The organism is Serratia sp. CY82433, from assembly GCF_052166535.1.
In the GTDB taxonomy this organism is placed as follows: Bacteria; Pseudomonadota; Gammaproteobacteria; order Enterobacterales; family Enterobacteriaceae; genus Serratia; species Serratia sarumanii.
In genome coordinates, this window is sequence record NZ_JBJNOR010000001.1 from 1648257 (window position 1) to 1672836 (window position 24580).

Consider the following 24580-nt stretch of genomic DNA (forward strand, 5'->3'; position numbering starts at 1 on the left):
GTTATTCTCCTGCCTGTGACGGCGGGTTGGCGGGCCGACGGGTAAACATGCGGCGCACCAACACATAAAACAGCGGGACGAAAAAGATCGCCAAGGCGGTGGCGGTGATGGTGCCGCCGATGATGCCGGTACCGATGGCGATGCGGCTGTTGGCGCCGGCGCCGCTGGATACCGCCAGCGGCAGCACCCCGGCGGTAAACGCCAGCGAGGTCATCAGGATCGGCCGCAGGCGCATGCGCGCCGCGTGGACCGCCGCGCCAATCAGCGTTTCGCCCCGCTGGTGCATCTCCTCGGCGAACTCGACGATCAAAATGGCGTTCTTCGCCGACAGGCCGATGATGGTGAGCAGCGCCACCTGGAAGTAGATGTCGTTTTCCAGCCCGCGCAGGGTGATCGCCAGCAGCGATCCCACCACGCCCATCGGCACCACCAACATCACCGCGAACGGAATCGACCAACTCTCATACAGCGCCGCCAGGCACAGGAACACCACGATCAGCGAAATGGCGTACAGCGACGACGCCTGGCCGCTGGTCAGCCGCTCCTGATAGGACAGCCCGCTCCAGGAGTAGCTGCTGCCGGCGGAGAATGTTGCCGCCAGTTTCTCCATCTCGCTCATCGCCGTACCGGAGCTGACGCCGGTGGCGCCCTGCCCGGTGATCTCGAACGACGACAGCCCGTTATAGCGCGACAGGTTTTCCGGCCCGTAGATCCAGTGCGAAGACGCGAAGGCGGAGAACGGCGTCATGCTGCTGGCACCCGACGCGTTGGTGCCGCGCACAAACCAGCGGTCAAGATCTTCCGGCTTGGCGCGGTACTGCACATCGCCCTGCATATAGACTTTTTTCACCCGGTTGCGATCGATAAAGTCGTTGATGTAGGTGCTGCCGAACGCGCTGCTGAGGGTGCTGTTGACGTCGGCGGCGCTCAGGCCGAGCGCCTGCAGTTTGCCGTTGTCGATCTCCACCTGCAGCTGCGGGGTATCCGGCAAGGTGTTGGCGCGCACCGCCAGCAGCGATGGATTGCCGGCGGCCGCGGCAACGATCTGGTCGCGCATCGCCTGCAGCTCGGCGCGGGTGGTCGCCCCTTTGGCCTGCAGCTCGAAGGTGAAGCCGTCGGACTGGCCGAAACCGTCGATCGCCGGCGGGCTCATGGAGAAGACCTGGGCGTCGCGCAGCGTGGCGAAGTGCGCCATGGCGCGTTTGGCGATGGCGTCGGCGGTGTTCTCGCTGCCGCTGCGCTGGCTCCAGTCTTTGAGGCTGACGAACGCCATGCCGGCGTTTTGCCCGCTGCCGCTGAAGCCGAAACCGTTGATGGTGAAAATGGTGCTGACGTTGGCCTTTTCCTGGTCGAGGAAATAGGCGGTCACCGCTTCGCTCACCGCCGAGGTGCGCGCGTTGGTGGCGCCGGCCGGCAAGGTGTACTGCACCATCACCGTGCCCTGATCCTCGTTGGGCAGAAAGCCGGTCGGCAAGCGCAGGTACATCACGGCCGCGGCGATCAACAGCAGGCCGTACAGCAGCAGATAGCGCGTCGGCCGGTGGATCACCCCGCCGACCTTGTCGGCGTACTTCTCCTGCAGCCGGTCATAGCCGCGGTTGAATTTGCCCAGCCAACCCTTGTCGGTCTGCGCGTCGTGCGCCGGTTTCAGCAGCGTGGCGCACAATGCCGGCGCCAGCGTCAACGCCAGCACCACCGACAGCACCATCGAGGAGACGACGGTGATCGAGAACTGGCGGTAGATCACCCCGGTGGAGCCGCCGAAGAACGCCATCGGCAGAAACACCGCCGACAGCACCAGCGCAATGCCGACCAATGCGCCGGTGATTTCGCGCATCGATTTCTCCGTCGCTTCGCGCGGCGGCAGCTTATCCTCGCGCATCACGCGCTCGACGTTTTCCACCACCACGATGGCGTCGTCCACCAACAGCCCGATCGCCAACACCATGCCGAACAGCGTCAGGGTATTGATTGAATAGCCGAACGCCGCCAGCACGCCGAAGGTGCCCAGCAACACTACCGGCACGGTGATGGTCGGGATCAGCGTGGTGCGCAGGTTTTGCAGGAACACGAACATCACCACCACCACTAACGCCACCGCTTCGAACAGCGTTTTCACCACCTCCTCGATCGAGATATTGATAAAGTCGGTGCTGTCTTTCGGGTAGGCCACCTTGTAGCCCTGCGGCATCGCGCTTTGGTATTCCGCCACCTTGGCCTTCACCAGCTTGGCGGTGTTGAGGGCGTTGGCGCCCGCCGCCAGCTTGACCGCGATCCCCGCCGCCGGGTGGCCGTTGAGGCGCGCGCTGGCGGAGTAGTCCTCGTTGCCCAGCTCAATCCGCGCCACATCGCCCAGCCGCACCAGCGCGCCGCTGCTGTCGCTTTTCAGGATGATATTGCGAAACTGTTCCGGCGTTTGCAGCCGCGACTGCGCCTTTACCGTGGCGGTCAGCTGCTGATCGGCGGCGGCCGGCAGATCGCCGATCTTGCCGGCGGACACCTGGGTGTTTTGCGCTTCGATCGCCGTCTGCACGTCGGAAGGCATCAGCGCATAGCTCGCCAGCTTGGTCGGATCCAGCCAGATGCGCATCGCGTATTCCGAGCCGAACACCTGCACGTCCCCCACGCCCTCGATGCGCGACAGCGGATCCTGCAGGTTGCTGACCAGATAGTCGGAGATATCGGCCATCGTCGCCTTGTCGCTTTCGTCATACAGCCCGACGATCAGCAAGAAGCTGCTCTGGGATTTCTTGACCGTCACGCCCTGCGCGGTAACCGCGCTCGGCAAACGGCTTTCCGCCTGCTGCACCTTGTTTTGCACCTGCACCTGAGCGATATCCGGATCGGTGCCCTGATCAAAGGTGACGTTGATGCTGACCGAGCCGCTGGAGCTGCTGGTCGAAGAAAAATACAGCAGGCCGTCCAGGCCGGTGAGCTGCTGCTCAATCACCTGGGTGACGCTGTTTTCCAGCGTTTCCGCGTCCGCGCCCGGGTAGGTGGCGGAGATGGAGATCTGCGGCGGCGAGACGTCCGGATACTGCGAAACGGGCAACGAATTGATCGACATCAGGCCGCACAGCATGATGATGATGGCGATCACCCAGGCGAATACCGGCCGCCGGATAAAGAACTGCGCCATATCACTGCTCCCCGCGTTGGGTTTTGTCGACCGAAACCTCAACCGGCTTCACCGCGGCGCCGATCGTGACCTTGCTGGTGCCTTCGACGATCAGGCGATCGCCTTCGTTCAGCCCGCTGCCGATCAGCCAATTGCTGCCCACCACCCGTTCGGCGCTGACGGTGCGCTGCGCCACTTTGTTTTGCTCGTCCACCACCAACGCGGTGGCTTCCCCTTTGGCATTGCGGGTTATGCCCTGCTGCGGCGCCAGAATGGCTTTGGGATCGACGCCGTTAGCCACCGTGGCATGGACATACATGCCGGGTAGCAGCTCATGTTCGGGGTTGGGGAACACCGCGCGCAGCGTGACCGAACCGGTGGCTTCGTCCACCGCGACTTCGGTCAGCTCGAGCTTGCCGGCGTGAGCATAAGGCGTGCCGTCCTCCAGTTTGATGGCGACCGGCGTGACCGCGCCGCGCTGTAACGCCGCCTGCTGGCGCCGCAGTTTAAGCAGCTGGGCGCTGGACTGGGTCAGATCGACATAGATCGGGTCGAGCGCGCGGATGGTGGCCAGCGCATCGCTTTGGCTGGCGGTGACCAGCGCGCCCGGCGTCACCGACGAGATGCCGATACGCCCGGCGATCGGCGCCCGCACCTGGGTATAAGCGAGGTTGATGCGCGCCGTCTCCAGCGCCGCCTGATATTGGGCCACCGACGCCACGGCCGCCAGATAGGCGGCTTTGGCATCGTCCGCATCCTGCTGAGAAACGCCGTTCTCTTTCACCAGCGCCGCATAGCGCTGCGATTTGAGCCGGGTGGATTGCACCGTGGCCTGGGCGTTTTTCAGCTGGGCCGCGGCCTGATCGTAGCTGGCCTGATAGCTGGCAGGGTCAATTTGATACAATACCTGCCCGGCCTTGACCTCGGCCCCTTCGGTAAACAGCCGCTGCTTGATGATGCCGTCGACCTGCGGCCGCACGTCGGAGGTCATGGTGGCGTTGACCCGGCCGGTCAACTCGCTGCTCAGGGTCACTGACTGGCCGCGCAGCGTGACCACGCCGACCTCCTGTTCTGCGCCCGCGCCGGCTGGCGCACCGGCGTTTTGCCCATCGCAGGCGGCCAACAACAGCGACAGCCCGAGCACCAAAAGCGTTTTCCTCTGCATTGCAATACGATCCTGTTGAGAATGACTATTCTCAATATATCGAATGCCGACATTCGCTTCTGAAAGGGTTGCGTAAGGATTCGGTAAAATCTTGTCGAAGTGGGAAACGGTGGAGCAATATCGCTTCAGCGTGGTTTCAGCAAACTGGCGCAGCGGTTTTTAGCCAATGCAAGAAAGCGCTCCACTTCAGCTTGGGGCTGCGCCACGTAGGATTTTTAGGGTTTAACCAGCCTGAACACCGTTTTGGTGTGCCAATAGTAGTCGATTGCCGCCGCGATATCCGGCATCCACCCGTCCGGCTCATAGGGCACGAAGCCGGAAAAGCCCAGCCTGCGGGCAGAGACCTGGAACCCCGCGGCGGAGAAAATGCGCGCATAGTCGGCCAGCGACCGATCCTGCACCACGGTATGGGTATCTGCAGCAACCCGTTCACGCCACTGCGGCCACAGCGGGTTGCCGGTGTGGCAACCGGTCACCGCATAGTAAACGCCGCCCGGCTTCAGCACCCGCAGTATATCGGCAGCATGCTGGGCAATATCGTCGATCAGATAGATGACTTCATGACTGAAGGCGATATCGAAATGGTCGTCCCAGCCGTTCAGCCGCGTATCGGTTTGATAAACCACCGGCAGATGCCCTTTCAGCCGGTTGGCTTCATCGACGGACCGGCGAGCGATATCAACGCCAAGCCCCTGCTGAAATGGGCGGAGTTGGTACAGCAGGCGTAGAAAACCGCCCTGATTGCAGCCGAAATCCAGCACCTTCACGCCGGACAGTTCGTTTTCCGGCACCAGGCCGATAAGATGCCGCCAGATGGGCGCATGGCCATCGGCCATGGCCTCTTCCGCGCGCGGATCGCGATACCAGGTGGGAATGGTCGAGGGTGAATCGGTCATGATTTTCTCCTTGTGTCAGCGCTAAGCCAACCACAGCCGATCGTGACAAACAACCCGGTGCGCATTTTTTGAACATTGCGCGGTATTACCGGCCGTGCCTTGGCAGTTGGCTGGTCACGCAGTGAATGCCGCCGCCGCCGGCGGCGATGGCGTCGATCTCCAACTGCACCACCTTGCGCTGCGGATAGAGCGCCGTCAGCAGCGCTAGCGCCGCCCGATCCGCCTGCGGATCGCCAAACTCCGGGGCGATCACCGCGCCGTTGATGACGAAATAGTTGATGTAGCCCGCCGCAAAATCCGGGTTGTTGCGGCTGAATCGGCTGTCGCGCGGCGCCAGCGGCGGCGAAAGCGTATGCACCTGCAGCCGGCGGCCGTCGGCGTCGGTCGCCGCCTTGAGGATCGCCAGATGTTGCTGGGTAACCGCATGGTCATAAGAGGCCGGATCGGTGTCCAGGTTGGCCACTACCACGCCCGGCCGCACGAAGCGGGCGTAAAAATCGACGTGGGCGTCGGTGATGTCCCGGCCTTTAATGCCCGGCAGCCAGATAATTTTGCGCAGGCCGAGCATCGCTTTCAGCTCCTGCTCCACCCGGTCCCGGCTCCAGCCCGGATTACGGTTCGCATTCACCCAGCTGCTTTCGGTCATGATGCCGGTGCCGTGCCCGTCCACTTCGATACCGCCGCCTTCGCCTGTCAGTGCGCTGCGGCGCAGTTGAGCGGCATCGTAGCGGTTGGCGGCAAACGCCGCCAGGCGCGCATCCCTGGCATGTCGCTGTTTATTGCCCCAGCCGTTGAAGTTGAAATCCACCGCCCCGAGTTCGCCGGCGCCGTTGACGACGAAATTGGCGCCGAAATCGCGCACCCAGATGTCATCCAGCTCGGTGACGACATAGCTGACGTTGTGACTGCCGCAGGTGGCCTCGGCCAATTGCCGTTCATTGTCGCGGCAAAATACCGTCACCGGCTGAAACTCGGCGATGGCGCGGGCGATACGCCCCTGCGCCGCCTGCACATCCGCCGTGAATTCGCCCCAGATGGCCCGCTGCGCGCCGAAGGCGAGAAACGCCCGCTGCTGCGGTTCCCCTTCGTCGGGCATCCGCCAGGCCGGATTAAGCGCAGCTTCTGCGTGACTGCGTAACGGAATGCCTAACGAGGCCGTCAAACCGACCCCGGCAACGGCGGAAATCTGTTTAATAAACACGCGACGAGTTGACATTGAAGACCTCTTTTAATCATTTATAATTCAAAAAGTTAAACGAATAATTCACGTTTATGCGGTTGAATCTTATGCTAGTCTTCCCCTGGCACCGCGACAAACGATATATTTAGCGGATATCTGATTAGACAGGCTTATCGATAATGTTAAAACACTGGCCCCCTTTGAGCGCGCTGCGTGGTTTCGAAGCGGCAGCGCGCCTGGGCAGTTTTCATCAGGCTGCCGAAGAGCTGCACCTTACCCAGTCGGCCATCAGCCAGCAGATCCGCAGCCTCGAAGCGTTTCTGGAGCAGCCGCTGTTCTTCCGCACCGGCCGCAGCGTGGCGCTGACCGACGCCGGCCACGATCTGTTCAGCACCGCGCAGGTGATGCTGCAACAGCTGGCGGTCGGCATTCGCCGTTTGGATCAGTACCGCAAACCCAACCAGCTGATCGTCAACACTACCCCGGCTTTCGCCCGCCACTGGCTGACGCCGCGGCTGGGCGACTTCAATCGGCAGCATCCGCAGGTCGACCTGTGGCTGTTCACCAGCTTTGAACCGCCGAATATGGCGACGGACAGTATCGATCTGGCGATCCGCGACGATCTCAGCGCGCAGGCGGACTGCACCTTTAACCTGCTCTGCAGCGACCGGCTTTATCCCGCCTGCCACCCCAGCCTGCTGGCGTTGGCGGCGGAGCAGCGCGTGACCCTGCACGGCGAACGGGAGATGGACTGGAGCCACTGGACGGTGGCGGGCGGCGCGCACGTCGGCCAGCGCGACAGCGGGCTGAACTTCTCCGATCCCGGTCTGCTGCTGGACGCCGCCTGCAATGGCCTCGGCATCGCGTTGGTCAGCCAACTGCTGGCGCAGCACGCGCACGACGCCGGGCTGCTGCAACCGTTAACCGAGCAACGCGTGCGCGGCGCCAACTGGGCGTGGCTGCTGCACCGCGACAGCGAGCACAACCCGCTCGCCCGGCACTTCTGCCAATGGCTGCAGTCGGCGCTGCCCGCCGGCGCATAACGCGCCACGTCACGATTCGCTACTCTGGTCAGGCGGCCCCGCCTGACCGCTGCTACCTTCAATAAAGCGCCGCAACAGCCCGAAGAAAACGCGCTAACCTGCTGTTTCAAAATAATTAGTTGAATTCACCTGATAACTGAACATCGCTAAAAGGATCGTCTATGTCTGCCGGTTTATTGAAAACGATAGCTCTGAGCGTGGCCCTGGCCTGCCCCCTTCCCGCCGCCTTTGCCGCCGATCTCACCGCCGGTGCGGTCGCCGCCCCGGATCGGTATGGCGCTAACGTCGCCGCGCACATTCTGCAGGCCGGCGGCAACGCGGTCGACGCAGCGGTCGCCACCGCCTTTACCCTGGCGGTCACCTACCCTGAAGCCGGCAATATCGGCGGCGGCGGCTTTATGACGCTGTACGTCGACGGCAAACCCTATTTCCTCGACTACCGCGAAGTGGCGCCCAAGGCCGCCGGCAAAACTATGTATCTGAACGAGAAAGGCGAAGTGATCGAAAATCTTAGCCTGGTGGGCAGCCGCGCCGCCGGCGTGCCGGGCACCGTGCTGGGGTTGTGGGAAGCGCATAAACGCTTCGGCAAGCTGCCGTGGGCCGAACTGCTGACGCCGGCGATCGGCTACGCCCGGCAAGGTTTCACCGTGGCGGATCAGCAGTATCAGTACCGTGAAGACGCCAACAAGCTGTTCGCCGGGAAAACCAACTTCGGCGACTATTTCGGCGCCATGAAGCCCGGCGCGGTGTTCAAACAGCCGGAGCTGGCGGCCACGCTCGAGCGCATCGCCAAGTCGGGCGCCGACGATTTTTATCACGGCGAAACCGCGCGCCTGCTGGTGGCGCAAATGCAGCGCGACAATGGGCTGATCGGCGCGGCGGATTTGGCCGACTATCGGGTGAAATGGCGTGAACCGATGCGCATCAGCTGGCGCGGCAATACCGTATATACCGCCCCGCTGCCCAGCTCCGGCGGCATTGCGCTGGCGCAACTGCTGGGGATAAAAGAGGATCGCGCCGCCGATTTCAAGGGGGTGCCGCTGAACTCGGCGCGCTATATCCACCTGCTGGCGGAAATCGAAAAACGCGTGTTCGCCGATCGCGCCGACTACCTCGGCGACCCGGATTTCACTCACGTGCCGGAAGCGCAGCTGATCGCCCCCGACTACTTGAAGAAACGCGCCGCCGAGATCAACCCGACGGCGATCTCGCCGACTGAACAGGTGCGGCCGGGGCTGGAAACCCACCAAACCACCCACTTCTCGATCGTCGATGCCGCCGGCAACGCGGTCAGCAACACCTATACGCTCAACTGGGACTTCGGCAGCGGCGTGGTGGTCAAAGGCGCCGGCTTCCTGCTCAACGACGAGATGGACGACTTCAGCGCCAAACCCGGCGTCGCCAATGCCTTCGGCGTGGTGGGCAGCGACGCCAACGCCATCGAGCCGGGCAAACGCATGCTCTCCTCGATGAGCCCGACCATCATCACCCGCGACGGCGAGGTCAGCCTGGTGATCGGCACGCCGGGCGGATCGCGCATCTTCACCTCGATCTTCCAGGTGATCAACAACCTCTACGATTATCACCTGCCGCTGGCGCAGGCGGTGGCCGCCCAGCGCGTGCACCATCAGCTGTTGCCGAAGGACACCCTCTACTATGACAGCTTTGCGCCGCTGACCGGCAAACCGGCGGAAGAGCTGAAAGCCATGGGCTACACCCTCGAAGACCAAGGCTGGAACATGGGGGATATTCAGGCCATCCGCATCGATGGCCGCACGCCGGAAACCGCGTCCGATCCGCGTGGCCGCGGCGTCGGCCTGGTGGTGAACAAGTAACGCCCCGGCGGCCCGCCTCCGGTTAGACGGGCCGCCGCTCTCCCCGAACAGACTGCCGCTGCCTCCTTTTTCACTCATCTATACTGAATCGACAGGCCCGCGCTTAACGGCGACGGCGCCTGGGTTCCGTTTTGGACGATAAAGATAATATTCATGATAAATCAATCACCTGTAATTATCGTAAGCGATGTCGGAGGCAAGCAACCATGGCGAAAAGACGAGCAGTACCTGGAATTCATCCTTACGATGGGCCCGCCGGCGGTTGGGGCGCGCTGAAAGCGACGGCCATCGCCGTGCGCACGCAGATGGATACCTTGGAAGCGCCGGTGACGCTGATGCGCACCAATCAACCCGACGGGTTTGATTGCCCGGGATGCGCATGGCCGGATAAAGAACATCGCTCCACCTTCCAGTTTTGCGAAAACGGCGCCAAAGCCGTGACCTGGGAAGCGACCAGCAAACGCGTGACGCCCGAATTCCTGGCGCAAAACACCGTGACGTCGCTGCTGCAGAAAACCGATTATGAGCTGGAGGATTATGGCCGCCTGACCACGCCCCTGATCTATGACGCCGGAACGGACACCCTGCGCCCGCTGGCCTGGGACGAGGCGTTTCAACGCATCGCCGCTGTGTTGCAGACGCTGCCACCGGAGCAGGTGGAGTTTTATACCTCCGGCCGGGCGTCCAATGAGGCGGCCTACCTGTTCCAGCTGTTTGCGCGGGAATTCGGCAGCAATAACTTTCCCGATTGTTCCAATATGTGTCATGAGCCGACCAGCGTTGGCCTGCCGCAGTCCATTGGCATCGGCAAAGGCACCGTCTCGCTGGACGACTTTGACAGCGCGGAGCTGATTATCTCCATCGGGCACAATCCGGGCACCAATCACCCGCGCATGATGGGCACGCTGCATGAGCTGGCGCGCAAAAAGGTGCCGATCATCGTGTTCAACCCGCTGCGCGAACGGGCGCTCGAGCGTTTCACCGATCCGCAAAACGTCATTGAAATGGCGACCTACAGTTCGACTCCTATCGCTTCAACCTACTATCAGGTCAAAGCCGGCGGCGACGCCGCGGCGCTGAAAGGCATCGCCAAAGCGCTGCTGCAGCTGGATGAAACACAAGCCAATGCCGTGGATCACGCCTTTATTGCTCAGCACACGGAAGGATTTGCGGCTTTCGCCGCCGATCTGACGGCCACCCGTTGGGAGGGCATCGAGGCGGAGAGCGGCCTGACGCGTCAGGATCTGGAACAGGTCGCCGCCGCCTACGCAAAATCCAACGCCACCATCGTGACCTACGGCATGGGCATTACGCAGCACAATAAAGGCACCGCCAACGTGCGCCTGATCGCCGATCTGCTGCTGCTGCGCGGCAATATCGGCAAACCGGGCGCCGGCATCTGCCCGCTGCGCGGCCACTCCAACGTGCAGGGCAACCGCACCGTCGGCATCACCGAAAAGCCCTCGGCCGATTTTTTGGCGAAGCTGGAAGCGGTGTTTGGCTTCATGCCGCCCAAAGCCCACGGGCATGATGCCGTGAAGTGCATGCAGGCGATGATCGACGGCGCCTCGAAAGCGTTGATCTGCCTGGGCGGCAACTTCGCCGTGGCGCTGCCGGATCCCGAGCAGAGCTTCCCGGCGATGAAAGCGCTGGAATTAAGCGTGCATATCGGCACCAAACTCAACCGCAGCCATCTGTTGGTGGCGAAACAAACCCTCATTCTGCCCTGCCTGGGGCGCACCGAGCTGGACATGCAGGCCGGCGGGCGGCAATCGGTGACGGTGGAGGATTCGATGTCGATGGTGCATGCCTCGTCCGGTAAACTCAAACCGGCGTCGGAACTGCTGCGTTCGGAACCCGCCATCGTGGCCGGCATGGCCAAAGCGGTGATGCCCGCCAGCAAGGTGCCCTGGGATGAGCTGATCGAAGATTACGATGTGATCCGCGATCTGATCGAAAAAACCATTCCGGGCTTCGACGATTACAACGCGCGCATTCGTCAACCCGGCGGTTTCCGCATGCCGTTGCCGCCGACCGAACGCCAGTGGCCGACGGCGACGGGCAAAGCGATGTTTTCCGTGTTCAGCGGGCTGCATGAAGACGCGGCCATCGCAGAGAAAGACACGCTGCGGCTGATTACGCTGCGCAGCCACGATCAGTACAACACCACCATCTATGCCCTGGATGATCGCTACCGCGGGGTTTTCGGCCGGCGCGACGTTTTGTTCATGAATGACAGCGATCTGCAACGCTTGGGGCTGGAGCATGGCGACGTGGTCGACCTGGAAACGGCGCTGCCCGGCTGTACTCAGCGCCTGGAGGGCATCACGGTGATCGCCTACAACATCTCGGCCGGCTCGGTCGGTGCCTACTATCCGGAGGCCAACGTGCTGGTGCCGTTGCATTACATCGATGAAGAGAGCGGCACGCCTTCGTACAAATCGGTGCCAGTTCGCGTGACGCTGAGATCCAAAGAGGTGCGTGAGGTCAAGATCGCCTAGAGGAAAGCGGTTTGAAGGCCTTCTCCGGGTTGCTCGGCCCGGAGAAAGGCTGCTCATAACCCTTTATACCTGTGCGACCAACACATTGACGTTGGCCGGGAAAACCAGCCCCTCCAGCGCGTTGCCGCTGTCGGAGGTCACCAGATAATCGATCTCGGGCCATTTGGCCACCAGGGTCATCGCATGCCCGCGCAGCTTGTTTTCGTCCGCCAGCACGATGCATTTGCGGCTCTGCGCAATCATTTTGCGCGCGATGGCCGCCTCATTGACGTTTTGATCCATCACCCCGGTCTGCACATTGACCGCGCCGGCGCCGATGATGGCGTAATCGGCGAAAAACGCCTCAATGTTATTCAGCGCGATCGCCCCCAGGCACTCCATTTTGGAGCCGATGAACTGCCCGCCGATCAGCACCACGTCGATGGAGTCATTTTCCAGACAGACGTTGGCGATCAGCGGCGAATTGGTGATGACCGTCAGCTGATCGACGGTCGCCAGCTGCCGGGCGAACTCCAGCGTGGTGGAGCCGAAATCCACGAACACCGTATCGCCCGGCTGGATCAGCGTCACCGCTTTCTCCGCGATGGCGCGCTTCTCGGCCTCGGCGATTTTGGCCCGTTCATTGAATTCATGCTCGAATTTGAACTGGCTGCTGACCGCGCCGCCGTGGATCTTCTTGATCAGGCGATAATCTTCCAGCTTGTTCAGATCGCGCCGAATGGTTTCCTGCGAAACCTGGAATTTATCCGCCAGCTCATTCACGTAAACCCGGCCGTTGGCCTGGATCAGCGCCAGTATTTCATTGCGCCTATCCACGGAATTAGAGATATCCATTCACATTACACTCGCTGCCTTAAGTAAGAGTGACTGCCTCCGCCGGACTCGCGGCGTCAACTGACCGAATACTACGGGTTTCAGGGCGTTAGACGCAAGCCGTAGCCGTCGTTCACCCGGCGGATTCGATGCTGATGTGCAGCGCGTCACGCTCGCCGTCGGCCGGCAAAGCGATATTGCGCAGCAGGATCCGCCGTTCCGGCAGGCAGCGATGCGTTTTGCGATACAGCACTTCCTCGCCCAGCCGCACCACCACCGAACCGGACACCGCCCGCTCCACCCGCATATTGATCGTGACCGTGCTGGGTTTGCCGATCAGCGCCACGTTGGCAGGCGCGGTCAGGCGGATCCGCTCGTCGTGCCGCACCGGAAGCATTTGCCGCGCCGGCGGCAGCGTGCGCCGCAGCGAACGGGCAACGGCTTCGCCAACGCGCAGCCCTTCCTGATAACACTGGTCGCCCATGTCCGCCGGATGCAGCATGTTGCCGACGGCGAAATAGGCGGCGTCGGAACAGCGGCCGAACTGATCGGTCAGCGGGCAGCCGCTGTCCGGCCGCTGCGCCAGGTGGCTCTGGCGGATCAGCGTATACTCCCCGGTGAAGCGGCCGGTGAAGATCAGGCTGTCGCAGGCGATGCGCCGTTTCTCCCCGCGGCGGTTCTCCACCTCGATGGATTCGACCCGATCGCGGCCGGCAATATCGGTCACCCGCGAATAATAATGAATCGGCACCCCCATCATGCGCGCATAGAGCGCGCTCAGACGCCAGGCGACGGGTCTGCCGCCGCTTTCAATCATGGCGACGGCGCGCACGCCGGCGTTGCGCAGCGTCCACAGCGCGGAGAAACTGACCAGCTCGGTGCCGACCACCACCGGCGCCTTGCCCGGCTGCAGCCCGCGCAGATAGACGAACTGCTGCAGCGCGCCGGCGGTCAGCACGCCCTGCGGCCGCAGGCCGCTCACCAGGCGCGGATGGCGCGGCGTCTCGCGCACGCCGGTCGCCAGGATCACCCGCTGCGCTTTCAAGGTGCTGACGCCGTGGCGATCCGTGATGGTCAGCTCGCCGTCCGGCTTGATGGCGAGCACCGTCACGCCGGTGCGGATCTCCACCTGCCCGGCGCGCGCCAGTATCTTATCGACATAGGTGGAGCCGAGCATCGGCCGGTAAAACGTTTGCAGCCCGAAGGTGGGGTGCCGGCAGTGTCTTGGCACGCCGCCCGCTTGTTGCTCCCGCTCCAGGATCACCACATCCTCGATCCCCGCCTGCCGCAGCGCGGTCGCCGCGGCGATCCCGGCCGGCCCGGCGCCGACAATCGCCACCTGATACTCAGTTTTCATCAATGCTCCCTACGGCCAGCGTCTGGCCAAAACGATCGCCCACCATTTCCGCCACCCGGCTGCTGCAATAAAAACCGTTGCAGCGCCCCATCATCACGCGCGTGCGCCGCCGCAGCCCGCCGATGCACTCCGGCGGCACGGCGGAATCGAACGCCGCCTCGATTTCCCGCTGGGTCACCAGTTCGCAATGGCAAACGATGCCGCCGTTGTCCGGGCGCGCGTAATCGCGCAGCGCGTAGTCGGCAAGCATCGGCATCTGCGGCCAATGCACGGTCTGTGGCGCCGTCGGCGTGAAGCACGGCGTAAAATGGTCGCGGTAAAGCTGCTCCACATATTGCGCGATGCCGAGCGCCGCCGTCAGGCCGGTGGAGCGAATGCCCGCCACGCAGATCCACTGCCGCTCGGGATAGTGCTGAATGCGATAGTGTTTCTGCTCTGTCGCCGGGCGCAATCCGGCATAGCTGGCGGTCACGCTGTAATTTGCCAGCGTGGGCAGCAGCCGCGTCCCCTGTTCGATCAGCTCGCGCATTTTGGTTTCGTCCACCGTCGCCGTCTCGCGATCCTGCTGTTCTTCGGCGGTCGGCCCCAGCAACAGATTGCCAAAGATGGTTTTCGACAGCAGTACCCCTTTGGTGATCGCCGTCGGTACCGGCAAGATGATGGCGTTGACCTGCCCGGCGGCGGCCTTGTCGAACACCAGGAACTGCCCTTTGCGCGGGCGGATTTCAAACTCGGGCTGATGGCAGAAACTTTCTACCCGGTCGCCCTGATTGCCGGCGCAGTTGATGACGATTTTGCCGTGAAACTCGCCCCGGTTGCTGGTTAGCCGCCAGCCGGTCGGCAAGCGTTCGGCGCCGGTCACCTCCGTATTGAAGCGATAGTCGCCGCCGTGTTTGACGCCCTGCGTCAGGTAAGCCAGCGGCGTGCTCCAGGGATCGATCACGCTCTCGCCCGGCACCTCTACCGCCGCCAATGCGCCGGGCGCCAGCTGCGGCTCACGGCGATACAGCTCGGCGGCGTCGATCTGCGCCACGTCCGGCACGCCGTTGTCATGCGCCTGCTGCACGATCGCGGGCAGCGCCGCCAACTGCTGCTCGTCCCAGGCCACGACCAGCGCGCCGGTGGGCAGCAGCGGCAGATTCATGCGTTCGCGGATGGCGATAAATTCCCGGTAGCCGGCCTGCATGCAACGCAGCTCCAGGCTGCCGCTGGGCGCATCGAAGCCGGTATGCAGCAGCGCGCTGTTGGCTTTGCTGGCGCCGGACAGGATATCGCCCCCCTTTTCCAACAGCAGCGTACGGGCGCCCATCAGGCAGAACTTGCGGAATACCGCACACCCGACCACACCGCCGCCAATCACGACAATGTCCCAACCCGTTTGTTCTTCCATCATGCTGATGTCCCGTTTTGATGTGATAACCACAATAAAACCACACAATAACCGCATTTGGAATGACAAAAACAACACAACTCCCAAAAAAAAGCCGCAGAATGCGGCTATAAGCAAAAAGTATGAGGTCGATCACGCGGGGTTATTTTATCTTGTGATTTATGTTGCTTTAATGTGTGAAATTGAAGATAGATTATTAAAACGGTCACACAACCAACACCAGGCGCAATAAAAAACAAAACCTATAAGAGAGCGAAGCAATGATGAATCAACGTTATGCCGCGATTGATCAGGGAACCACCGGCACCCGGGTCGTGGTGTTCGGCGAAGACGGCAGGCACCATTCGCCGGCCAGCATGCCGCACAAGCAAATCACCCCCAATCCGGGCTGGGTGGAACACGACGCCCTGGAGATTTTGGCGAATATCCGCCGCTGTCTCAGCCAGTGCGACATGGTGGACGCCATCGGTTTAGGGCATCAGGGCGAAAGCCTGCTGGCCTGGGACGCCGACAGCGGCCTGCCGCTGTACAACGCCATCGTTTGGCAAGATCAGCGCACCGAGCCGGAGATCCAGCGCCTGAAACGCGAAGGCGTCGAACCGCTGGTGATGGCGAAAACCGGCCTGCCGCTCGATACCTACTTCTCCGCCAGCAAGATGGGCTGGCTGATGAACAACGCCCCGGGGGCCAGGCAGCTGGCGCAACGCGGCCGCCTGCGGCTCGGCACCATGGACGCCTTCTTCCTGTTCCACCTGTGCGGCCGGCATCTCACCGACTATAACTCGGCCTCGCGCACCTCGTTGTTCAACATCCATACCCTGCAGTGGGACGAGGAGCTGTGCCGTTTGTTCGGCGTGCCGATCGACAGCCTGCCCGAGGTCAGAGACAACATCGGCCACTTCGGCGACGTCGCGCTCAACGGCAAGCCGGTGCCGCTGACGGCCTGCATCGTCGACCAGTTTGCCGGCACATACGGCCACGGCTGCCATCAACCGGGGCAGATGAAGATCACCTTCGGTACCGGCGCCTTTTTACAGGCGATCACCGGGCAGCGCCCGATCGACGCCGGCGAGTCCGGCCTGTTGCCCACGCTGTGCTGGAAGCTGCCCGGCAGCGAGCCGGTGTATGGCTTGGACGGCGGCGTTTATAACGCGGCCTCCGCCATTAACTGGGCGAGAAAGATCGGCCTGTTCAACGACTTCGATGAATTCGGCGATTTTCCGGCCCAGCCGGCCATCGCGCGCGGCCTGGCCTTTGTGCCCGCACTTTCCGGGCTGGCCTGCCCGTATTGGGACCGCTCCGCCGCCGGGGTGTGGGCCGGCCTGTCGCTGGAAACCGAACGCAAGGATCTGCTGCAGTCGATCCTCGAAGGCATCGCCATGCGTTCCGCCGAGGTGATCAACGCCATGGATAAGTTGAAACCGATCGGCGACAGCATTTCGGTGGACGGCGGTCTGTCCGCCAACCGCTATTTCACGCAGTTCCTCGCCAACCTGATCCAAAAGCGCATCGTCACGCCCGCCAACAAAGAGATCACCGCTCAGGGCGTGGCGCAGTTGGCGCGTAAAGGGCTGGGTATGGAACAGCCGCTCAAGGTGCTCAACCGCTATGAAGTGACGGAGCCCGCCGAGGTCGATATGGCGGTCTGGTTCGCCCGCTATCAGGAAATCATCGCGCGCTCGCGCGGCTTACGTTCATCGCAGGAGGAGCACCATGGCTGAGTTCGGTAATTTCATCATCTATATCATCATGGCCGGCACCCTGATCGGCGCGCTGGCGTCGATCGTCAAACCGGAAGGTGAACTGGGGCGCGAGTTCGTCAACGGCATTCACGCCATCGGCCCGGTGTTTCTCGCCCAGGCAGGTATCATGGCGGCGATCCCGATCATCTCTTACCTGATCATGCACAGCATCGGCCCCTTCTTCTCGGCGCTGGGCTCCGACGCCTCAATCGCGGCGCTGGCGGTGATCGCCGTGGACATGGGCGGCTATCAGCTGGCCGACGCCATCGCCGCCAACCGCGACATGTGGATCGTCGCCATGCTGGTGGGGTACACCTCCGGCGCCAGCATCGTGTACCTGATCCCGGTCGGGCTTATCATGCTGAACCGCGACGACCATAAATATCTGGCGCTGGGCGCGATGGCGGGCCTGATCAGCATTCCGTTCGCCGTGTTGATCGCCCTGGTGACCATCACCTTCAATAACCTGCCGGTCAGGGAGATCATTTCCACCACCTCGCCCGCCGCGCACTATCTGCAGCTGGACTTCCTGCAGGCGCTGCGGCTGCTGTCGCCGCTGTTCGTCCTGTGTTTCCTGCTGGCGCTGGGCCTGAAGCTGCGGCCGGCGGCCATGGTGAAGGGGTTCCTGATCTTCGGCAAGGCGGCGGACGCCTTTATCAAACTGGTGCTGGCGCTGTGCATCATCGAGCATTTCACCGGCGTGTTTAAAAAGGTGTTCGGCGGCTGGGTATTCGATCCGTTATTCGCCGACAAAGACGAATTATTCCGCGCCATCGAGATTGCCGGTTACATCGGCATTATGTTGGCGGGCACATTCCCCATTTGTTATTTGTTCCAGCGCTATTGCCGCAAGCCGATGCATTTCATCGGCAAAAAACTCGGCTTATCAGATACCGGCGCGCTGGGCTTTATTATGGTGTTGGCCAATATCATCGCGGTTTATCACCTGTTCAAAGGCATGCGGGCGCGCGATAAGGTGCTGTGCGTCGCCTTCGGCATCTGCGCGCAGGCCACGTTGGGCGATCACCTGGCGTTTACCGCCAACTTCCAACCTTCGCTGGTGCTGCCGATCATGATGGGTAAATTCCTCGGCGGCATGATTGCCGTGCTGATCGCCATCAAGATCTCGGTGCCGGAAGCCGAATTGCTGGAAAAAGAACAGACGCAAAGGCAAGCGACGGCCATCGCCGCCGCCGCTCGCTGAATTTATCCCTGAGCCATAAAAAATAAACGGGGCGCCGCCTCACGGGAAAGCTGCGCCCTTTTTTTCCCCCACGTTCTAGTTATTGAGAGAGAAAACGGTAATGAGAAAGATATTTTTGGCCTGCCCCTACAGCCACGCCGACGCCAACGTCGTGCAGCAACGCTTTATCGCCTGCAACGAGGTCGCCGCCGCTATCGTGCGCGCCGGCAGCGCCGTTTTTAGCCAGGTCAGCATGTCGCATCCGATCAACCTGTGTTTGCAAGAGCTCGACAAAACCGCCATCGGCAGGCTGTGGGCGCCGATCGACGCCCTGTTCATGGCGGCGATGGATGAGTTGATCGTGCTCGATTTGCCGGGTTGGCAAGAGAGCGGCGGCATCAAGCGCGAAATGGACTATTTCGCCGCACGCGGCTGCCGCGTCAGCCTGTGGTCCGAGGTCGCGGGCGAGTTCAACTGAGGCGTGCGCCCCGCCGCCCAGCGCGGCGGGGCATCGGCTTACTTGCCGGTGGCCAATTCGCCGTACACCACCTGGCCGCGGAAACCGCGCCGCACCTGCTGGAACAGCTCGCGGAACGCCGGGTAATCCTGCGCCTGGCACAGCGCCTCCTTGCCGCGAATGGCGTTCACCTGCAGCTGATGATTGACGATCACCTGCTGCCCGTCGCGCCGCCACGCCACGCGATAGTCGCCCGCCGCATTGCGGAACTGCCTGTCTTGCGGAATGGCGATGATCGGCACGTTGGCCGGCAGCTGCAGACGGTAGGTTTCGTCGTAGCGCTGCGCGCTGCAGTAGAACGGCGTTTCGTTGCCCGGCGCCGCCGTGGTGGTGTACAGCGTGCGGAACGATTTGCCGCCGGGCGGATTGGGCAGCGTCATGCCACCCACCACGCCGAAATCGACGTAGTCGTCCGCCTTGAAGCGGAAGCGGTAACCGAACTGTTTTTTGAGATCCAGCGGATCGCTGTTCATCGCCACCTCGCCGCTGCCGTCGATGCCGGAGGCGGACATGATCGACGCTTCGGCCTGCGCCCGGTTCTGCCGGTTGATCTGCGAGAAGTAGCCCCGCAGGTCAATCTCTTCCACTTCGCTCAGCCGACGCTCGGTTTGCCCGTGCAGATTGCCCGCTTTGTCGAACACGAAATCGACGCTCAGCGCGCTCTTGACCGGCTGCTCGTCGCTGCCCGGCGTGCGCGCCAGTTTGGCGTCGCGCGTCAGCAGCACCGGCGCCCCCAGATCGCCTTCCGGCAGTTGCCCGAAGCGCGCCCACGGATTGGTGGAATCCAGGTACAGTTTGAATTCCGGCACGTAGGTGATGGCGTGATTAAAGCGGCTGAGCAGCGGCACCTTAGGCAGTATCGGGCCTTCGTCCATGCCGATCAGCACCGGCGAGCTTGCAATGCCTTTGGCGGCGAGCAGCGCCTCCAGGATCACCACGTGATCCTTGCAGTCGCCGTAGTGGTTGTCGAGAATGCTCTGCGCCGAATTCGGCTCCAGCCCGCCGTTGCCCAGATACACCGCCACGTAACGAATGTTTTGCGCCACCCAGCGATAGAGGGCCTCCGCCTGCTCGCGCCGATCGCTGATGCCGGCGGTGATGTTGTCCGCCAACGCCTGGATGCCCGGCGTCACCTTCGCCGCCGCGCCGGCCTTCAGCTGGTAGGCCTTGGCCAACTGCGGCCACTCGCGGTAGGTGCTGGCCATGATGGTCGGGCTGAAGGTCCAGCTGTCCGCCGCCCAGTTTTGCGATTTCATCGGCGCGCTGCGTGAATAATGCCAGCGCCAGTGCGCCTGCCCGTCGCGGATCTGCGGCTGGTCTCCGCCCGCCACGCCGCGCGTGAAAATATGCATCGGCAGCTTGGCCGGCGCCTGCAGGGTCACTTCGGCATCGTCGAACTGATCGAAAACGCTGAACGTCTCCCACAGGCCGAAATAGTCGGGGAAATACGGCGTGTTTTGCGTGCGGCGCAGCTCATACACCACGCGCGATCCCGGCGCCAGGTTGGAGAACACGATGACGCGCACTTTACGGTCGGCATACAGCGGCGCCGTGGCGCTGGAGTAACTCTCCTGGGTATAGATGCGATCGGGCGCCACGTCGTGGCGCTGGCCGTCGGCGGTCAGCGTGTAGGCGGCGACCACCTCCAGCGTTTCCATTTTTTCGCTGTAGCTCAGGCGGATCTGGCTGAATTTCTCGACCGCCGCCTTGGTCTTCAGCAGTACTTCGTAGCTTTCCGTCTTCACGTTGGTGGCGTTGGCGTTGACGCGGTAATCCGCGCGATAGCGTACGAAGCTGAAATCGTTGTTGGCCGTGTCGTTCTGGCCCTGATCCGCCGCGGCGGGCGGTGCGACGGCCAACACGGTGGCCGGGTGCGTCGCCGTCAAACCGGCGAATAACAGCAGGGAAGGAATAGCGATTTTCATCTTCGGTCCTTGAAGGGCAATAAACAGCGACGCCGGGCTACGCGCCCGTCCCGGCGTCAAAACAGGCGGGCACACTAATATAATTGAGAATCATTTTCAATAAACGAACCGTCAACGCCCGGGTTAGCCCTGCTCGATCAGCATCACGGCGGTGGTCTCCGGCTCCAGCGCTTCGAAAACGTGCTCGCGATCGGCGGAATAGCTGATGTAATCGCCGGCGCTCAGCTCCTGCGGCTGGTCTGCCGGCCCCAGGCGCGCGCGCCCGCTGCTGATAATCACATGCTCGACGGTGCCGGGAGGATGCGGCCGGGAAAGCTTGGCTTCTCCGGGCTGCACCCGCAGCCGGTAAATGTCGCGCTGCGCCCCCGGCGGGCAGGTGGCCAGCAGCGTGGCGGCGTAGTTGCCCTGCTCCGACAGTGCCGGCGTTCCCTCATGGGCGCGGATCACCTGCACCTGCCTGCTCGGCTGTGAAATCAGCCGGCTGACCGGCACATCCAGCGCCATCGCCAGCGCCCATAGTGTTTCCAGGCTGGGATTGCCACTGCCGGCTTCCAGCTGCGACAGCGTGGACTTGGCGATGCCCGCGCGCTTCGCCAGTTCGGTGACGGACAGGTTCACTCGCTCCCGCTCACGGCGGATCGCCGCCGACAAGAGGCCGATTGGCGTGATGTTCTGCATTAGGCTATCGCTCATTGTTCGTTATACCATCCATTTGTTCGACTTGACGAACACTCGTATTCATGTTCATCATAATGTTCGATTGTTCATTTTAATGATTGCACCGCTTTGCCGCAAGTGCGGGCAGGCAACGAGGGAAACCACATGAAAACGAAAACGCGCGGCGCAGTGCAAATGATCCTCGCCATGACCATCTCCGGCACCGTGGGGTGGCCGGTGCTCGTTTTAGGGCAGCCGCCCGCGACGGTGGTGTTTTGGCGCTGCGCGTTCGGCGCGCTGGCCATGCTGGCGACCTGCGCCGCACTCGGTCAGCTGAAATCAGGCGCGATCAACCGGCGCCAGCTGAGCTTCGCCATTCTGGGGGGAATCGCCCTGGTGCTCAACTGGACGCTGCTGTTTGCCGCCTATGCACATGCCTCGATCGCAGTCGCCACCGTTACCTACCACGTTCAGCCGTTCATGTTGGTGGCGCTGGGGGCGCTGCTGTTCGGCGAAAAACTGACGGCTAATCGGCTGGGCTGGCTTCTGCTGGCGTTCGCGGGAATGGTGTTGATCGTCACCGGCCGGCAAAACGGCGGCGGCGATGACTATCTGCTCGGCGTGGCGCTGGCGCTGGGCGCGGCCCTGATGTACGCCATTGCGGCGGCGATCGTCAAACAGCTGGCCGCGCTGCCGCCGCAGCTGATCGTGTTGATTCAGCTGACCGTCGGCGCGCTGGTGATGGCGCCGTTCGCCGGCCTGGCCACGCCGCCTGCGGCCCCGATCGACTGGCTGCTGCTGGCGACCCTCGGCCTGGTGCATACTGGCTTGATGTCCACGCTGCTGTACGGCGCCATTCAGAAGATCCCCACCTCTCTGGTCGGCGCCCTGTCGTTCATCTACCCGGCGGTGGCGATCGTGGTGGACTGGGCGGCGTTCGGCCACCGCCTCAGTCTGTTACAGCTGCTGGGCACGCTGGCGATCCTGGGCGCCGCGGCGGGCATGAACTTCGGCTGGCGGCTCTCGCCGGTCGCCCGGCGGGCTGATAAAACCGGTTAATCCCGTCCGGCGGGCAAGCTATGCACAATAAGGCATTCGTCTTGCGCCCGGCGCGGTGTTATTTATTTACACCGTGTAGGGTAGAAGGAGTTGGCCATGTGGTATCACCGCCTGCAACGGCGCATCCGTTTCAGCTACTGGAACGAACTGTGCGTCGCAAAAAAATAAGGGAAGGCGCAAGCCTTCCCTTTTGTCATTCACCGCTCAGCTCAGAAACGATCGGTTTTCACCACCTCGTCGAACGGCAGTTTGCCGATGCGCGGATAAGGCTGCCCCGCCGCCTTGCCGATGGCGACCATCAGCGCGATCTGATAGTGCGCCGGTTTGTTGATGATCTCGCCCACGGCGTCGAAATCAAACCCGTCCATCGGGCAAGAGTCGTAGCCCTGCGCCTTGGCCGCCAGCATCAGCGTCTGGGCGAAGATACCGCTGCTGCGCATCACTTCGTCGCGCTGCACCTGCGGCTTACCGCGATAATACTGATCGACGGCCGGGATCATGAACTGCTGAACCGGCTCCGCCGCCTCGGCCCAGACGTTTTTTACCTGTGACTCCCAGCTCGACAGATCGCCGCACAGCACGACCAGCATCGACGCGTCGGTGACCTGTGCCTGCCCCCACGCCGCTTCGCGAATTTTCTCGCGCTGGGCGCGATCTTCGATCAGCAGCGGGCGCCAGTGCTGCAGGTTAAAAGCGCTGGGTGCGCCCTGCAGCGCGATAGTCAGCAACGCTTTTTTCTCTTCGAGCGTCATCACGTGCTGCGCATCAAACTGTTTGGTGGCGCGGCGCTGGCGGATTGCGTCTAACGTATTCATTTTACTGCCCCTGTCCATGTGAAAGATCCTATTGTCGCCAACGCGACGCGGCTGTCCAGCCCCCGACGGCTATTTCTGCGCGGTTTCGGCGCGCAAACGGCTGACCTGCGCGGTCAGATCGGGCCACGGTGCCTGACCGGCGTAGTGCTGCCGCAGATAGTTGAGCAGGATGGCGATCTGCGCGTCATCCAGGTTATGGCGGAAGCTCGGCATATAGCCCAGTTCGGCGTTCGCCGGCCGCTGTATGCCATCCAGCACCACGCGAATGGCGTTGTCCGGCGCCTCGGCGAACAGGTTGGTGTTCAGCGCCAGAGAAGGCCGCACCCCCGCCATCTGCGCGCCCTTTTCCTGCGCATGACAAGCCATGCAGGCGCCGGAAAACAGCCGCGCGCCTTGCGAGCTCAGGGGCTCGACCTGCCGTTCCGCCTTAGCGTTCAACGTGGCCGCCGTCGCGCCCCCCACCGTTTCAGGATGATAGCTGCGCAGATAGACGGCTATCGCCTGCAGATCCGCCTGCGGCAAGCGGGACAACCCTTCTTCGATCACCGGCGCCATTGGGCCGGCGGCCACGCCGTGGTTGGCCGAGTAGCCGGTACGCATGAAATCGACCAGATCCTGCTGCGTCCAATCGAGCGGCGCGGGCGAGCGGCCGGTCAACGCCGGCGCCGTCCAGCCTTCCGCCACGCCGCCGGCCAGGTGGTCGCTACCGGTTTTCTCGCCGAACAACACGTTGCGCGGCGAGTGGCAGGCGCTGCAGTGCCCCAGCCCTTCGGCCAGATAAGCGCCGCGGTTCCAGGCGGCGCTTTGGGCCGGGTTTTCCTGCATCGCGCCCGGCGTCAGGAACAACAGGTTCCAGGCGAAGATGCCCTGGCGGATATTGAACGGAAAGTGCAGATCGGTGGCCGGCGGCCGATAGTTGACCGGCGGTTGCGACATCAGGTAGGCGTACAGCGCCTGCAGATCGTCGTCACTCGTGCGGGTAAAGGCGGTATAGGGAAACGCCGGATAAAGGTAGCGGCCCTGGCGATCGACGCCGTGGCGCATGGCGCGTTCAAACGCCGCGTAACTCCAGCTGCCGATGCCGGTTTCCACGTCCGGCGTGATGTTGGTGCTGTAAATGGTGCCGAAGGGGATCGCCATCGCCAGCCCGCCGGCGTTGCGCTCGCCGCCTGAGCGGGTGTGGCACACCGCGCAATCGCCGAGATCGGCCAGCGTTTTGCCGCGCGCGATCTGCGCCTCGCTAAAACTGTTCGTCGCATCGGCGGCGAGCGGCGCGATTTCCGGTTGCCAGCTGGCGACAACGCCGGCCACCACCACGGCGAGCACCGTAACCCCGCCCCACCCGGCGATCTTTTTCATCTTACTCATCTTTGCTGTCCTTGTT

The 24580-nt window shown here is 62.7% G+C and carries 18 protein-coding genes; 7 read left to right on the forward strand and 11 right to left on the reverse strand.

Translation table 11 applies throughout. From position 1 onward, the window contains the following. Position 1: 1 nt before the first annotated feature. The 4 genes from ACJ8PI_RS08100 to ACJ8PI_RS08115 all read right to left on the reverse strand — a co-directional run bounded on the left by ACJ8PI_RS08100 (position 2) and on the right by ACJ8PI_RS08115 (position 6395). Positions 2 to 3139 carry an efflux RND transporter permease subunit gene (locus tag ACJ8PI_RS08100; RefSeq protein ID WP_151264579.1) on the reverse strand — a complete coding sequence of 1046 codons (3138 nt, stop codon included), beginning with the start codon at positions 3137 to 3139 and terminating at the stop codon, positions 2 to 4. Position 3140: 1 nt separating this feature from the next. Next, positions 3141 to 4283, reverse strand: a complete 1143-nt coding sequence (locus ACJ8PI_RS08105; protein ID WP_033634581.1) for an efflux RND transporter periplasmic adaptor subunit — start codon at positions 4281 to 4283, stop codon at positions 3141 to 3143. Between the two features lie 215 nt (positions 4284 to 4498). After that, positions 4499 to 5179 (reverse strand): class I SAM-dependent methyltransferase, encoded by a 681-nt coding sequence (locus tag ACJ8PI_RS08110; RefSeq protein WP_033634582.1) that lies wholly within the window; start codon positions 5177 to 5179, stop codon positions 4499 to 4501. An 85-nt stretch (positions 5180 to 5264) separates the two neighbouring features. Next, positions 5265 to 6395 carry an agmatine deiminase family protein gene (locus ACJ8PI_RS08115; RefSeq protein ID WP_164134211.1) on the reverse strand — a complete coding sequence of 377 codons (1131 nt, stop codon included), beginning with the start codon at positions 6393 to 6395 and terminating at the stop codon, positions 5265 to 5267. Between the two features lie 143 nt (positions 6396 to 6538). Here ACJ8PI_RS08115 and ACJ8PI_RS08120 point away from each other — a divergent pair, with 143 nt between their 5' ends. The 3 genes from ACJ8PI_RS08120 to ACJ8PI_RS08130 all read left to right on the forward strand — a co-directional run bounded on the left by ACJ8PI_RS08120 (position 6539) and on the right by ACJ8PI_RS08130 (position 11738). Further along, positions 6539 to 7402, forward strand: coding sequence for a LysR substrate-binding domain-containing protein (locus ACJ8PI_RS08120; RefSeq protein ID WP_033634584.1), 864 nt, complete (start codon positions 6539 to 6541; stop codon positions 7400 to 7402). A 161-nt stretch (positions 7403 to 7563) separates the two neighbouring features. Further along, the gene (gene ggt, locus ACJ8PI_RS08125; RefSeq protein ID WP_039566069.1) at positions 7564 to 9237 is read left to right on the forward strand and encodes a gamma-glutamyltransferase; all 1674 of its coding nucleotides are present in this window, start codon (positions 7564 to 7566) and stop codon (positions 9235 to 9237) included. A 206-nt stretch (positions 9238 to 9443) separates the two neighbouring features. Beyond that, entirely contained in the window at positions 9444 to 11738 is a 2295-nt protein-coding gene (locus ACJ8PI_RS08130; RefSeq protein ID WP_164134210.1) for an FdhF/YdeP family oxidoreductase, read from the forward strand. A 63-nt stretch (positions 11739 to 11801) separates the two neighbouring features. Here ACJ8PI_RS08130 and ACJ8PI_RS08135 read toward each other — a convergent pair whose 3' ends face one another. The 3 genes from ACJ8PI_RS08135 to ACJ8PI_RS08145 all read right to left on the reverse strand — a co-directional run bounded on the left by ACJ8PI_RS08135 (position 11802) and on the right by ACJ8PI_RS08145 (position 15301). Continuing rightward, a complete protein-coding gene (locus ACJ8PI_RS08135; protein WP_039566063.1) occupies positions 11802 to 12572 on the reverse strand; it encodes a DeoR/GlpR family DNA-binding transcription regulator in 771 nt (256 codons plus the stop codon). A 112-nt stretch (positions 12573 to 12684) separates the two neighbouring features. Next, on the reverse strand, positions 12685 to 13908 hold the full coding sequence (locus ACJ8PI_RS08140) for an FAD-dependent oxidoreductase (RefSeq protein WP_060451585.1): 1224 nt from the start codon (positions 13906 to 13908) through the stop codon (positions 12685 to 12687). Then, positions 13898 to 15301, reverse strand: a complete 1404-nt coding sequence (locus ACJ8PI_RS08145) for an NAD(P)/FAD-dependent oxidoreductase (protein WP_039566058.1) — start codon at positions 15299 to 15301, stop codon at positions 13898 to 13900. Before ACJ8PI_RS08145 ends, ACJ8PI_RS08140 begins: the two co-directional genes overlap by 11 nt. 257 nt (positions 15302 to 15558) lie before the next feature. Here ACJ8PI_RS08145 and ACJ8PI_RS08150 point away from each other — a divergent pair, with 257 nt between their 5' ends. The 3 genes from ACJ8PI_RS08150 (at position 15559) to ACJ8PI_RS08160 (ending at position 18701) form a co-directional block, all read left to right on the forward strand. Then, on the forward strand, positions 15559 to 17019 hold the full coding sequence (locus tag ACJ8PI_RS08150; protein ID WP_164134209.1) for an FGGY-family carbohydrate kinase: 1461 nt from the start codon (positions 15559 to 15561) through the stop codon (positions 17017 to 17019). After that, complete coding sequence (gene eutH / locus ACJ8PI_RS08155) at positions 17012 to 18244, forward strand: ethanolamine utilization protein EutH (RefSeq protein WP_039566054.1); 1233 nt, start codon at positions 17012 to 17014, stop codon at positions 18242 to 18244. Before ACJ8PI_RS08150 ends, eutH begins: the two co-directional genes overlap by 8 nt. Positions 18245 to 18344: 100 nt before the next feature. After that, complete coding sequence (locus ACJ8PI_RS08160; protein ID WP_039566053.1) at positions 18345 to 18701, forward strand: DUF1937 family protein; 357 nt, start codon at positions 18345 to 18347, stop codon at positions 18699 to 18701. Between the two features lie 38 nt (positions 18702 to 18739). Here the strand turns inward: ACJ8PI_RS08160 and ACJ8PI_RS08165 are convergent, their stop codons facing one another. Together ACJ8PI_RS08165 and ACJ8PI_RS08170 are read right to left on the reverse strand one after the other, a co-directional pair. After that, the gene (locus tag ACJ8PI_RS08165; protein ID WP_103829543.1) at positions 18740 to 20665 is read right to left on the reverse strand and encodes a DUF3857 domain-containing protein; all 1926 of its coding nucleotides are present in this window, start codon (positions 20663 to 20665) and stop codon (positions 18740 to 18742) included. Positions 20666 to 20788: 123 nt separating this feature from the next. Beyond that, complete coding sequence (locus tag ACJ8PI_RS08170) at positions 20789 to 21358, reverse strand: helix-turn-helix domain-containing protein (protein ID WP_033634588.1); 570 nt, start codon at positions 21356 to 21358, stop codon at positions 20789 to 20791. A gap of 129 nt (positions 21359 to 21487) precedes the next feature. On the opposite strand from ACJ8PI_RS08170, the gene ACJ8PI_RS08175 reads away from it, so the two are divergent. Next, entirely contained in the window at positions 21488 to 22381 is an 894-nt protein-coding gene (locus ACJ8PI_RS08175) for a DMT family transporter (protein WP_039566050.1), read from the forward strand. Between the two features lie 209 nt (positions 22382 to 22590). Here the strand turns inward: ACJ8PI_RS08175 and ACJ8PI_RS08180 are convergent, their stop codons facing one another. Beyond that, positions 22591 to 23196, reverse strand: a complete 606-nt coding sequence (locus ACJ8PI_RS08180) for a nitroreductase family protein (RefSeq protein ID WP_033632999.1) — start codon at positions 23194 to 23196, stop codon at positions 22591 to 22593. Between the two features lie 69 nt (positions 23197 to 23265). After that, complete coding sequence (locus ACJ8PI_RS08185; protein WP_164097675.1) at positions 23266 to 24564, reverse strand: c-type cytochrome; 1299 nt, start codon at positions 24562 to 24564, stop codon at positions 23266 to 23268. Positions 24565 to 24580: the final 16 nt, after the last annotated feature.